This is a genomic window from Streptomyces lomondensis, assembly GCF_014651035.1.
GTDB lineage: Bacteria > Actinomycetota > Actinomycetes > Streptomycetales > Streptomycetaceae > Streptomyces > Streptomyces lomondensis.
In genome coordinates this window covers 38,530-50,797 of record NZ_BMWC01000016.1, presented here as the reverse complement: position 1 = coordinate 50,797, position 12,268 = coordinate 38,530, and the positions used below count along the sequence as shown (strand labels likewise).

The following is a 12,268-nucleotide window of genomic DNA, read 5'->3' as shown; positions in this document are numbered from 1 at the left end:
TGAGGTCGGCGTGGGAGAGGGGCCCGGTCAGACGGCGGACCAGCCGTCGTCGACCGGCAGGACGGCGCCGTTGACGAAGGCGGCGTCGTCCGAGGCGAGGAACACGATGGCGGCCGCCTGCTCCTGCGCGGAGCCCAGCCGTCCGATGTTCGCGCCGATCAACTGCCCGACCAGCGCCGGACCGTGCGCGTCGGGGAGAGCGTCGACCTTGATGCCGGTGGTGGTGGGTCCGGGTGCGACGGCGTTGGCGCGGATGCCCTGCTTGCGGTACATCACGGCCAGGCTCTTCACCAGGCCCACGACCCCGTGCTTGGACGCGGTGTAGGCGGCCCCGGCCGCGCTGCCGCGCAGACTCGCCTCGGAGGCGGTGAAGACGATGGAGCCGCGCCCGGCGTCGAGCATGTGGGGGAGCGCTGCGCGGGTGAGGAGGAACGGCGCGGTGAGGTTGATGCGGATGACGCGCTCCCACTCGGCGTCGTCCGTCTCGCCCAACGCCGACATCCGGTCCATGACCCCGGCGTTGTTCACCAGGACGTCGAGCGAACCGAAGCTCGCAAGGGCCCCGTTCACCACCGCGTCCACGACCTGAGGGTCGCTGAGGTCGCCCGCTACCGCCCGTGCCTTGCCTCCGGCGTCCTCGATCTCCCTCGTGACCTGTTCCGCGCCGTCGGCGTTCAGGTCGGCCACGAGTACGTGCGCGCCCTCGTGCGCGAAGCGCAGCGCGGTGGCTCGTCCGATGCCTGAGGCCGCGCCCGTCACCACAACGCTGCGTCCGGCGAGTCCGGTGGCCATGCGGCCCTCCTCGTCTTCGAGTTGATAATGCGCGTTACTGATGCGCGTTAGCAGCCAACCGAAGAAGGCCGCCCCATGCAAGACGCCGCCCATCACGATCACGCAACGGGCGGCTGTTTCGAGGACTGGCCGGGCCCGGCGGCGGTCAGGGGGTTGCCGCCGCCAGGCCCGGGACCCGCCGCTCCCCGTCCCCAGGGGCGCGACGGGTGCGGGGGCGCCGCCGCTTCAGTGCCCCCGCACCCGGTGGCCCCTCCGAGGAGCGGCCACCGGGTCGTATGGAATTACGGGCTGACCGGAGTGGGCGCCTGGTGCCGGGACTCCGCCGCGGGAGCGGCGTGCTTGCGGGTGAGCGCCTCCCCCTCGACGTCGACGTTCGGCAGCAGCCGGTCCAGCCAGGCCGGCAGGTGCCAGGCGCGGTCGCCGAGCAGGGCGAGGACGGCCGGGACGATGGCCATGCGGACGATGAAGGCGTCGAAGAGGACCGCGGCGGCCAGTCCGAACCCGATGGTCTTGATCATGGACTCGCCGGAGCCGACGAACCCGGAGAAGACGGCGATCATGATGAGGGCGGCGGCGACCACGACACGGGCGCTGGTGCGGAACCCGGAGACCACCGCCTGCCCGGGCCGGTCGCCGTGGACGTACGCCTCCCGGACGCGGGAGACGAGGAACACCTCGTAGTCCATGGCGAGTCCGAAGACGATGCCCACCAGGAAGATCGGCATCATGCTCATGATCGGGCCGGTGGTCTCCAGACCGAGCAGTTCCGCACCGTAGCCGTGCTGGAAGACCAGGACGACGGCGCCGAGGGCGGCGAGGACCGACAGCAGGTAGCCGAGGGCGGCCTTCACAGGGACCAGGATGGAGCGGAACACCAGCATGAGGAGCACCACGGCCAGGCCGACCACGACGATCAGGTAGGGCACGAGCGCGGACTGGAACTTCTCGGCGACGTCGATGTTCATCGCGGTGCTGCCGGTGACCTCGTACGTTGCCCGGGTCTGCCGCTCGACGGCGGGGCGTTCGTCACGGATGGTCTGGACGAGGTCCATCGTGCGGGCGTCGGTGGGGCTGGTGGCCGGGGTGGCGGACAGTACCGCGGTGTCGCCGGCCTGGTTGAAGTTGGCGGGGGAGACGGACACGATCCCGTCGGTGGCGGCGATCTTCCGCGTGACGGTGGTGACGGCGGCCTCGGGGTCGGTGGAGCCCTTGGTGTCGACGACGATCGTCAGAGGCCCGTTGAAGCCGGGGCCGAACCCGTCGGCGAGGGCGTCGTAGGCGCGGCGTTCGGTGGTCGTGGTCGGCTTGGACTCGGCGCCGGGCATGCCCAGCTGGAGGTCCGCCGCAGGGATCGCGAGCGCTCCCAGGGCCACCACGCCCAGCAGGAGCACGGCCAGGGGGCGGCGTACGACGAGCCGGGCCCAGCGGGTGCCGCCGTTGTGCTCGCCGGAGTTGTCGGCGCGATTGGCCGTGCGGGTGCCCTTGCGTACGGCACGGGAGAGAACGGCGTTGGGCCAGAACCCGAGGAGGGCGGGGACCAGGGTGAGGCAGATGAGGACGGCGATGAGTACCGCGCCCGCCGCGGTCAGGCCCATCTTGGCCAGCATCGGGATGCCCACCACCGACAGGCCGGCCAGGGCGATGACGACGGTCAGGCCGGCGAAGACGACGGCCGACCCGGCGGTGCCGACGGCGAGCCCGGCGGCTTCCGTGGGCGTGTGGCCCTTGGCGCGCTCCTCGCGGAAGCGGGAGACGACGAACAGGGCATAGTCGATGCCGCAGGCCAGGCCCAGCATCGAGGCGAGGGTGCCGGTGGTGAGGGACAGGCCGAAGGTGCTGCCCAGCGCGATGATGGCGGCCATGCTGATGCCGACGCCGATGATCGCGGTCAGCAGGGGCAGCCCGGCGGCGGCGAGGGAGCCGAAGGTGATCAGCAGGACGACCGCGGCGATGCCGATGCCGATCGCCTCGGCCGAGCCGCCCGCGGACGGCTGGGTCGCCAGCGCGTCTCCGCCGACCTCGACCGTCAAGGAGCCGGCCTTGGCGTGGTCGATCGCCGTTTCCAGGTGCTTCTTGTCGGCGTCGGTGAGGTCGCCGGAGTCCGCGGTGAACGTCACGGTCGCATACGCGGCGGAGCCGTCCTTGCTGACCGCCTTCGTCGTGAAGGGGTCCGAGACGGAGGCGGTCCGCGAGCCGTCGGCCGCCTCGTCGACGAACGCCTCGATCGTCTTCCTGTTCTCGTTCGCGGTGACCTTGTCGCCGTTCGGGGCGATGAACACGACGCGAGCGGTGGCGCCGTCGGCTCCCGAGTCGGGGAACCGCTCCTCCAGCAGGTCGAGCGCCTTCTGCGACTCGATGCCCGGCATGGCGAACCCGTCGTCGGGTGCCGCCGGCGCCTTGGCCGCGGCGAGGCCGACGGCGACCATGATCGCGATCCACGCGAGGGTGACGAGCTTTCGCCACCGGAAGGCCGCGCGGCCCAGGCTGTACAGGAAAGTTGCCATGGCGGGAGAAAGCCTCCACATCAGAGGTGCGGAACACAGGGGACGCGAGGCTTCTCTCCTCCGCTGCGGGCGGATCCAGGAGGGTGCCTCGATGTCTTCCACGATCCCGTTCGCGGCCGGTCCTCACGAGGGAGCGCACTCCCGAACCGATGGTGTAGCCCGCTACACCGTCCGAGCGGCGCGGGTGGCGCAACGCACGACCGCCGCATGCCGGGGCGCGGCAGGCGGCGGTCGTACGTGCGGACGGGTTCAGTCGACTGTCGGCAGGGCCTTCAGGTAGGTCAGGACGGCCAGGACCCGGCGGTGACCGCTGTCGCTGGGCGGGAGGCCCAGTTTGAGGAAGACGTTGCCGATGTGCTTGTGGACGGCCCGTTCCGTCACCACGAGCGTCTGGGCGATGGTCGTGTTGTCGTGCCCCTCGGCCATGAGCTTCAGCACCTCGCGTTCCCGAGGAGTGAGCGAGTCGAGCGGCGAGTTACGGCGCTTGGTGAGCAGTTCGGCCACCACCTCGGGATCGAGGGCCGTGCCACCGGCCGCCACCCGCTCCAGCGCGTCGAGGAACTCCTCCACCCGGCCCACCCGGTCCTTGAGCAGGTATCCGACTCCGCTGCCGCCACCGCTCAGCAACTCGGCGGCGTAGGACTCCTCGACGTACTGCGACAGCACCAGCACCGGCAGCCCGGGAATCCGCTCACGGGCTGCCAGGGCGGCGCGCAGGCCCTCGTCGCGGAATCCGGGAGGCATGCGCACATCGAGCACGGCCACGTCCGGGCGGTGCTGAAGGAGCGCGGGCAGAATCTCCGGCTCCGCGGCGGCGACAGCCACCACGTCGTGTCCCGACGAGGTGAGCAGCAGCACGAGACCCTCGCGCAACAGGGCGTTGTCTTCAGCGATCACCACACGCACGGCAACTCCACGACGATCACGGTCGGTCCTCCGACAGGGCTGGTTACGGTCACGGTGCCGTCGAGTGCGGCGACCCGGCGGCGGATGCCCAGCAGCCCCGTGCCGCCGGAATCCCCCCCAGAGCCGAATGCCTGGGCGGTGCCACCAGCGCCGCCCAGTCCCTCGTCCTGGACGACGGCCCGCAGGCCGGTGCGGAGACGTTCGAGGCGGACGGTCGCCCGCGGGGAACCGCTGTACTTGGCGGCGTTGGTGAGTGCCTCGGCGATGGCGAAGTAGGCGGCCGACTCGACCGCGGCCGGCGCTCTGGGCCCCCCATCACCCAACCCGTCCACCTGCACCGTCACATCGAGGCTGCTGCCGGCCGCGAGGGCCCGGACGGCACCCACCAGGCCCCGGTCGGACAGGATCGGCGGGTGGATGCCGCGCACCACCTGCCGCAGCTCGGTCAGCGCGGCCTCGGCCTGCTCCTGCGCGTCGTCCAGAAGCCTGCGGGCGACCTCGGGCTGCTGGTCGTAGGCCCGCTTGGCGAGGCCGACGCGCATGGACAGAGCGACCAGGCGGGCCTGCGCGCCGTCGTGCAGGTCCCGTTCGATACGGCGCAGTTCCGCCTCGTGCGCCGCGATGGCACCCGCCCGGGTCTGGGTCAGTTCCTCGACCCGTGCGGCGAGCAGCGCGTTGGGAGCGGGCCGGAGCAGTGCCGTCGACCACCGTGCGTCCAGGTCGGCCAGCCGCACGATCAGCGGCAGTACGACCGCGTCGCGGCGCAGCAGGCCGCACCGGACGCCGTCGACGACGGCACCGACCGCCCACAGCGGCACGGCCAGCAGGCCGAGCCAGCCGTAGACGTAACAGGCAGCCATCCAGCGCAGGTCGACCAGCGTGCCGGGGTCGCGCACCGCGGCCCGCAGGCGTTCGCGCAGGCCACCGGTGAGGGGCCGATACGCCTCCGGGATCTCCCGGCCGCTCCAGCCGGCGACCTGTTTGCGCTTGGCGCCCGCGATCCTGCGGATCAGCAGCACGGTCTCAGGCAACAGCCAGGCACCGACCACCACCAGCGTGCCGATCACCGCGATCTGGAGCACACAGACGAAGAGGCACAGCCCGAAGGTCATGGCCACCGACTTGGCCAACTGCACGGTGGCCAGGGCAGCCCTGACCGACGTCTTCCACATGCCACTCACCCTAGGCGGCTGTTTCCGGACATACGGGAGAGCAGGCCACCGCCCTCATGGTGTAGCCGGCTACACCATGAGGGCGTCCGCGAGTGGGCTCTGCTCCGCCTTGCCCGCCGGTCACGGCCACGGCGTGAAGCCTTCGTGCCGGATCGTCCAGCTCCCGTCCTTCGGGAAGCCGGGCACATCGTCGCCGGCGCCGTCCCAGCCCGCCACCATGAGGGACACGGCGGCGAGCAGGGCGCCGCCCGCGGGAAGGTAGATCGGCAGAAGGCTGCCGATCTGCGGCGTGTGGCCGGTCGGCGCGTACTGGTTCTTCGGGGTGTCCGTGAGCAGCATGTCGATGGCCAGGTCGGGACGGCCGAGACGGGTCGCGGTCATGGCCATGACGGGGAAGTCCCAGCCCCAGGCGCTGTTCCAGTCCCAGTCGTCGCGGACGTCGAGGAGGGTGGCCTCCATCGCCTCGGGGTCGATCAGGGGTGTCCGGGGCACCACGCCGAGGGCGCACAGCAGGGAAGGGTGGTCGTCGCGGCGCAGGTACGGTTCCGTCCCGATCGCCGCGTAGACGCCCCTGTCCCGGCGGGGCGGAGCGAGACCGTCCTGGACCCGCCGCCACTGAGTGTGCCGTGGCAGACCGAGGCGCTCGCGCCAGCGCTGGGCGATCTCCAGGCCCCACCACCAGTAGGCCAGCTCGAACGTGGGATCCTCCGTGGACCTGGCGTCGTAGAACTCCTGCGCGGGCACGAGCGGGGCGGGCAGGTGGTAGGTGCCGTCGCGGTCCTCGACGAACGAGGCCATGAACCGGGCCGTCTCCTCGACCAGTTCGGCGAAGCGCTCCACCAGTTCCTTGCGCGATTCGTCCGCACGGCCCCGATAGAGGAGCTCGAGCAGATACAGCGGGTGCGGCTGTTGCCAGACGAGCAGGGATCCGATGTCGGACGGGCTCTCACGGCCGTCCGGCCCGACCTGCTTGGGCCAGCGGGCTCCGTCGTACTGCTGCCGCCGCGCGGTGTCACGGGCCGTGTCGAGGATGGACAGGTACCACTCCAGGCTCGGTTCGAGGAGTTCGGGACGGCCCCACGCGGCGAAGTGCGCGGCGTGCCAGAAGTGCATCTCCAGGTGGAACTTGCCGTGCCAGGAGTTGGTGACCAGGCCCGTTTCCTGTGGCGGCGTCATGCCGGAGCAGTTCACCGCGGTCAGGTACTGCGAGAGGACCACCCGGCGTTCCAGCTCGTGCGCCCGCGGGTCCGTGCTGCCCGAGAGGTCGATGGCCGCGCCCGAGGTCCAGAAGGCGTGCCACCATGCCTGCGCCGCGGCGCGGATCGAGTCGAACCCGTCCCGTCCGGCCTCCCCTCCGTCGCCCGGTGAGAAGCCGGCCACGAGTTCCAGAGTGCCGGCGGGGGTCGACAGGACGTACTCGTGCGGGTCATCGGTCACCTCCACCTGGCCGCGCGTCGACCAGCCGAGGCGCAGCGAGTACGACGTGTCGTCGAGAACCCGGTCGAAGACACAGGTCCGCTCGTCGACCCGGTCAAGGCTCGTGCGGTGGTGGTCGGGTGCCGTCCAGTCGGAGGTCTGGAAGAAGCCGTCGCTGGCGTAGGGGAAGCGAATGGCGACGGCGGCCCGGCCGTCGGCGAGCAGGTCCGACTCGATACGGAAAGCGACCCGGGAGTGGTGCGGGTCCGCGACCGTCGTGACCCGCACCTCGTGTCCGGCGTACTCGAAGACGCTGGTGAGCACGCCGGTCCACAGGTCGAGGCGCTGGCGCGGGTTCGTGAGCACGCCGGGATCGGCCTCCGGGGCGGCGTCCGGGCTCGGACGGAGGAGGAGTCCGATGCGGCCGAGATCGAGGCGGTGGGGGTTGCCGTGGAGCCAGGTGCCCGCGCGGTACTCGTCGGCCACCTGACCGCCGAACGTGGCCGTCATGTCGAACTTGTCGGGGTACTGAACGGGCCCGCGGGGGGTGTCGTAGGTGGACATCGCATCGGCGAGCACGAAGCCTTCGGGGTTGGGCATCGCATGCCAGCCCCACGTCGACATGGTCGCGGTGTTGACGGCCAGCCGGCCCTCCGACCAGGCGGTGGCCTGGTCGTGGTAGGCGGTGAAGGTCTGCATGCCGGTGATGTCGGCGGTGTAGGCGAAGTCGCCGTTGCCGACCGTCAGGACATGAGAGGGGTCCGGACGGGTCAGTTCGACGGTGTGGCGGCGGACCACGGACTCCCGGTCGATCATCGGGTGCTGCTCCTGATGGACGGTCTGGGCGGGGCGGAAGGGCTCTGCGGTGGGATTCCGGCGCGGGCTCACTCGACCCCGATCACGGTCTCGACCGGTTCGCAGCCCGGGGCGGTGGCGCGGAGGTGGATCTTGCCGATGCCGGTGGGACGCAGGACGGCCAGGGCGCGCCCTTGGTAGGTGCGGCGTACGGTCGTGTCGAAACGCTCCTCGGTGGAGGGGGCGGCGCTACCGAAGCCCTGCAGGACGCCGTCGCCCGTGACCTCCACCATCACCTCCCTGTCGGCCGCGGTGTGGAGCGTGCCGCCCGCGTCGGTCAGGGCGAGGGTGACATAGGCGAGGTCGCCGACGTGGGGAGTGATGATCGCTCGGTCGGCCTGCGCGCGCAGGAGCACCGGGCCGGTCGCGGACCGCAGGAGGTGGCGGCCGGTCTCGACGCCGCCGCGATAGGCGATCGCGAGCAGTTCGCCAGGCTCGTAGACGGTGTCGAAGTCAGCGCGGAACCGGTGGTCCTCACCCACCGGGAGCCTGCCGAGGGAGCGGCCGTTGACGAGCAGTTCGACCTCGTCGGCGTCGCTGTAGACCTCGACGGTGACCGGCCGGCCGTCGTAGCCCGGCCAGGTCCAGCTGGAGACGGCGTCGGTCCACGCCCATGGCATGCCCGCGAACGCCTTGCCGTGGTGCTGGGGTCGCTGGACGGCCAGGTACGGCTGCGTACGCAGGCCGAAGACGATCTCGCGGTAGTAGGAGACGGGGCGGCGGTGGCCGGTGATGTCGATGTCGCCGCAGTCGGCCGTCAGGTGGGGGTAGTCCGCCGTGGGAGTGGGCTTGGGGTGCTCGGGGGTGAGGTACTGGGGGCGGCCGATGCCGACCTCGCCCAGGTAGTCCCAGCCGGTCCAGGTGAAGTCGCCGATCACGTGGTCGTTCTGTGCGACCAGGCGCCAGTAGGTGTCGATGCGGGTGGGGAAGGTCTCGGTGCCGAGAATGATCCGGCCCGGGAACAGGTCGCCGTCCATGGCGTAGCGGCTGTCGGAGTAGTTCATGCCGGCGACGTCGAGGACGCCGTACGACTCGGCCGTGCGCTCGGTCACCAGCTGTGAGGCGCTGATGGCGTTCATCGCCTCGCCCACGTCGGCCATCAGGGTGTTGATACCGGCGCCCTCGCTGGAGGTCTCGCCCTTGGCCTGTCGTGCCTTCTGCACGAGGGCGGGCAGCTCGGACATGATGGCCAGCATGTTGTTGACGGCGTTGGTGACGTAGCGGGTGCCGTCCAGCGCTCGGACCTTCTCGGCAAGTCTGCGCCCCCATACGGCCCCGACGGCCGTACCGGCCTCGGGGATCTCGTTGCCGATCGAGTACATGATCACGCTGGGATGGTTGAAGTCCTTGGCGATCATCGCCTCGATGTCGCGCTCCCACCACTCCGGGAAGTGCAGGCTGTAGTCGAAACCGCTCTTGGCGGACGTCCACATGTCGAACGCCTCGTCCACGACGAGCATGCCGACGCGGTCGCAGGCGTCCAGCATCGCCTTGCTCATCGGGTGGTGGGACATCCGGATCGCGTTGAACCCGGCGTCCTTGAGGAGCTGCACCCGGCGTTCCTCGGCACGGGCGAACGTCGCTGCTCCCAGGGGGCCGTTGTCGTGGTGCACGCAGGCGCCGCGCAGCTTGACCGTCTCGCCGTTGACGCGCAGACCGTGCCGGGGGTCCAGTCGGAGGGAGCGGATGCCGAAGGTGACGCTCTCGGCGTCGATGTCACCTGCCTCGTCCTTCAGGGTCACCTCGGCGGTGTGCAGGGCGGGGGAGCCGGGGCTCCACAGCGCCGGATCGCTCACGTACAGGCGCGTGCGGGCGGTCGCGGGCTCTCCGGGCATCACCGTCACCTGCGTGGTGCCGGAGGCGAGCACCGTCCCGACGGCGTCACGGATCTCGGTGACGACCTCGCCCGTACGGATCGCCATCGAGTCGTTCTCCACGGTGGTGGCCACCTCGACCACCGCCCGTTCGGCGTCGATGTCCGGGGTGGTGACACGGAGGCCGTCGGGGGCGATACGGACCAGTTCGCCGGTCAGCATCCAGGTGTCGCGGTAGATACCCGCGCCGGTGTACCAGCGTGAGTCCTCGTGCGCCCGGGCCTCGACGCGGATCTCGTTGTCCTCGCCGAAGCGCAGGAAGCGGTCGGCGTCGACGCGGAAGTGCGAGTAGCCGTAGGGCCGTTGGCCGGCGTAGTCGCCGTTGATGTGCACGGTGGCGTCGCGGTAGACGCCCTCGAACTCGATGAGGACCCGCTTGCCCCGGTACTCCTCGGGCACGAAGAACGTCTTGCGGTACTCGAAGACCCCGCCGGGGAAGTAGGCCCCGGCGCCGCCCTCGCTGGTGGCCTCGCCGCGCGGCGCGACCCGGTCCTGCCCGATCATCGCGTCGTGGGGCAGCGTCACGTCCTGGAACGGGGCAGTGGGGCCGGACAGTTCGGCGAACGGGTTGACCTTGGGCCGGAACTGCCAGCCGTCGTTGAAGGAAACTCGGATCACGAGGCTTTCTCTCTGTGAGGGGGGTGAGCCGCTGCTCAAGGGGTTCGGTCGGGGAGCGGGCCGAGACGTGTGGTGTCCAGGCGGTCGCCGCTCATCGCCACCAGCCGGTTCAACGGCAGCGACTCGACCATCCGGAGGATCTCGGGGTCCGTCGCGACGCCCGAGCCCTCCATCGCGCCGAGTGCCGCGCGGAGCCGGGGGCCGCCTTCCGGGTGGGCCAGCCACTCACCGACCGGCGACTCCATGCTGAGGGGACGGGTGGGCGCAGGGGCGTCGACGGTGACGGTGGTGGTCAGCCGCAGATCACGGGAAGAAGCACCGACGCCGATCTCGAAGTCGCCGCTCTCCAGCATCCAATGGCCGTGGGCGGGGCTGAAGAACGACAGGTCGCGCGCGCCCAGTTCGAAGGTGACCGGTGCGGACTGCCCCGGCGCGAGTCGCACCTTGGTGAACGCCCTCAGTTCGCGGATCGGGCGGTCGACGCAGGACACGACGTCGCGGACGTAGACCTGCACGACTTCCTTGCCGGTCATCGGTCCGGTGTTGGTCAGGGTGAGGCGCAGCCGTACGACGACGTCCTCGCCCTGTCCCTCCACCTCGGCGCGCAGGTCGGAGTAGGCGAAGGTGGTGTAGAACAGGCCGTGCCCGAAGGGGTGGCCGACCTGCATGTCCCACTCCGCCGTTGGCCAGGACGACCACCACGTTGGGGTTGACCTGTGCCACCGCCTCCAGCAGGCCGAGCTGGACCTCGGGCAGGTCGATGTGCGTGCGGTTGAAGCCCTCCGACTCCTCGCCCTCGGGGAGCCCCAGGAACAGGACCGACACATCGGCAGCCGAGGCGGCTTCGACCGCTTCGGACACCGGCGTCCCGTTCTCTTCTCCGGTGAGGGTGAAGCCGGGCGAGAACAACAGGCGAAGGGGCTCACCGGCCACCGCGTTCAGCGCCTCCCAGGCGTTGTCGACCCGGGTGGGCCTGACCCGGGAGCTGCCCGCGCCCTGGAACCTCGGCGTTCGGGCGAACTCGCCGATCACCGCCACCGTCGTAGGAGCGTCGGGGCTCAGCGGTAGGAGCGCCCCCTCGTTCTTCAGCAGCACGGCCGACTCGGCGGCGGCACGCCTGGCCAGGGCGTGGTGCCGGTCGAAGTCGATGTGCTCGGCAGGCTCCTTCAACCCTTTTGTACGCTCAAGGAGTTGGAGCAGCCGGAGCACGGCCCGGTCGAGCACCGCCTCGTCGAGCCGCGCGGCCTTGACGGCCTCGACGAGCCGTGCCGCACTGGCGCCGTTCGTGGAGGGCATCTCCAGGTCCAGACCCGCGGCGACGGCGGCCACCGGGTCGGCAACGGCTCCCCAGTCCGACACCACCAGCCCGGAGAAGCCCCACTCCTCACGCAGCACCTCGGTCAGCAGCCAGGGATTCTGCGCGGCGTGGACGCCGTTGATCCTGTTGTAGGCGGCCATCACCGTCCACGGCTCGGCGCTGGTCACGACGTGCTCGAAGGCGGCCAGGTAGATCTCGCGCAGGGTGCGCTCGTCGACCTGGGCGCTGACCCGCATGCGGTCGGTCTCCTGGTTGTTGGCGGCGAAGTGCTTCACTGAGGCGCCCACGCCCCTGCTCTGTACACCGCGCACCAGCGCCGCTCCCAGACGGCCGCTGAGGTGCGGGTCTTCGGAGAGGTACTCGAAGTTGCGCCCGCACAGGGGCGACCGTTTGATATTGATGCCCGGACCGAGCAGCACCGCCACACCGGCCGCCCGGCTCTCCGCCCCGAGCGCCTGCCCCACCTCGGTGAGCAGTTCGGTGTCCCAGGACGAGGCGAGAGCCGCCGCCGTGGGAAAGCACGTGGCCGGGAGGCCGGCTTCGAAATCGAAGTGTGCGGCGGACGGGTCCTGCAGGCGCAGACCATGCGGGCCGTCGGTCAGCACGATCGAGGGGATGCCGAGGCGTTCGACGTCCGCCGTCTCCCACGAGCTCCCACCGGAGAGCAGCGCGGCCTTCTCTTCCAAGGTGAGGGCCGCCAGGAGGGCGGGTATGTCCATGACCCTGTCGTCGGTGCGTACTTCGCCGTCCGTGCGGTCCTTGCCGTTCCGGTGTCGCTCGCGATCGCGGGCCTCAGCGGTGTCGTTGCTCACG

At 70.8% G+C, this 12,268-nt stretch carries 7 protein-coding genes and 2 pseudogenes; all 9 read right to left on the bottom strand.

What is annotated here, in order from left to right:
* Positions 1-27: 27 nt before the first annotated feature.
* On the bottom strand, positions 28-792 hold the full coding sequence (locus IE255_RS35070; protein WP_190054461.1) for an SDR family NAD(P)-dependent oxidoreductase: 765 nt from the start codon (positions 790-792) through the stop codon (positions 28-30).
* Positions 793-1,073: 281 nt separating this feature from the next.
* Positions 1,074-3,296, bottom strand: coding sequence for an MMPL family transporter (locus IE255_RS35065; RefSeq protein WP_190054460.1), 2,223 nt, complete (start codon positions 3,294-3,296; stop codon positions 1,074-1,076).
* Between the two features lie 249 nt (positions 3,297-3,545).
* Positions 3,546-4,202 (bottom strand): response regulator transcription factor, encoded by a 657-nt coding sequence (locus IE255_RS35060; RefSeq protein WP_190054459.1) that lies wholly within the window; start codon positions 4,200-4,202, stop codon positions 3,546-3,548.
* Positions 4,190-5,374 carry a sensor histidine kinase gene (locus tag IE255_RS35055; RefSeq protein ID WP_190054458.1) on the bottom strand — a complete coding sequence of 395 codons (1,185 nt, stop codon included), beginning with the start codon at positions 5,372-5,374 and terminating at the stop codon, positions 4,190-4,192. The genes IE255_RS35060 and IE255_RS35055 overlap by 13 nt, the downstream gene beginning before the upstream one ends.
* Before the next feature lie 120 nt (positions 5,375-5,494).
* The gene (locus tag IE255_RS35050; protein ID WP_190054457.1) at positions 5,495-7,606 is read right to left on the bottom strand and encodes a hypothetical protein; all 2,112 of its coding nucleotides are present in this window, start codon (positions 7,604-7,606) and stop codon (positions 5,495-5,497) included.
* A 68-nt stretch (positions 7,607-7,674) separates the two neighbouring features.
* The gene (locus tag IE255_RS35045) at positions 7,675-10,137 is read right to left on the bottom strand and encodes a glycoside hydrolase family 2 TIM barrel-domain containing protein (RefSeq protein WP_190054456.1); all 2,463 of its coding nucleotides are present in this window, start codon (positions 10,135-10,137) and stop codon (positions 7,675-7,677) included.
* A 35-nt stretch (positions 10,138-10,172) separates the two neighbouring features.
* A complete protein-coding gene (locus IE255_RS39620) occupies positions 10,173-10,490 on the bottom strand; it encodes a hypothetical protein (RefSeq protein ID WP_229906729.1) in 318 nt (105 codons plus the stop codon).
* Between the two features lie 15 nt (positions 10,491-10,505).
* Positions 10,506-10,670, bottom strand: a pseudogene (locus tag IE255_RS40485) (fibronectin type III-like domain-contianing protein); the annotation flags it as partial.
* A 154-nt stretch (positions 10,671-10,824) separates the two neighbouring features.
* Positions 10,825-12,174 (bottom strand): annotated as a pseudogene (locus tag IE255_RS35040) (glycoside hydrolase family 3 N-terminal domain-containing protein); the annotation flags it as partial.
* Positions 12,175-12,268 lie beyond the last annotated feature (94 nt).

Bases quoted from the DNA above. Each gene is read 5' to 3' on its own strand.
- IE255_RS35070 (WP_190054461.1), bottom strand. From the start codon at position 792: ATGGCCACCGGACTCGCCGGACGCAGCGTTGTGGTGACGGGCGCGGCC.
- IE255_RS35065 (WP_190054460.1), bottom strand. From the start codon at position 3,296: ATGGCAACTTTCCTGTACAGCCTGGGCCGCGCGGCCTTCCGGTGGCGA.
- IE255_RS35055 (WP_190054458.1), bottom strand. From the start codon at position 5,374: ATGTGGAAGACGTCGGTCAGGGCTGCCCTGGCCACCGTGCAGTTGGCC.
- IE255_RS35050 (WP_190054457.1), bottom strand. From the start codon at position 7,606: ATGATCGACCGGGAGTCCGTGGTCCGCCGCCACACCGTCGAACTGACC.
- IE255_RS39620 (WP_229906729.1), bottom strand. From the start codon at position 10,490: ATGCTGGAGAGCGGCGACTTCGAGATCGGCGTCGGTGCTTCTTCCCGT.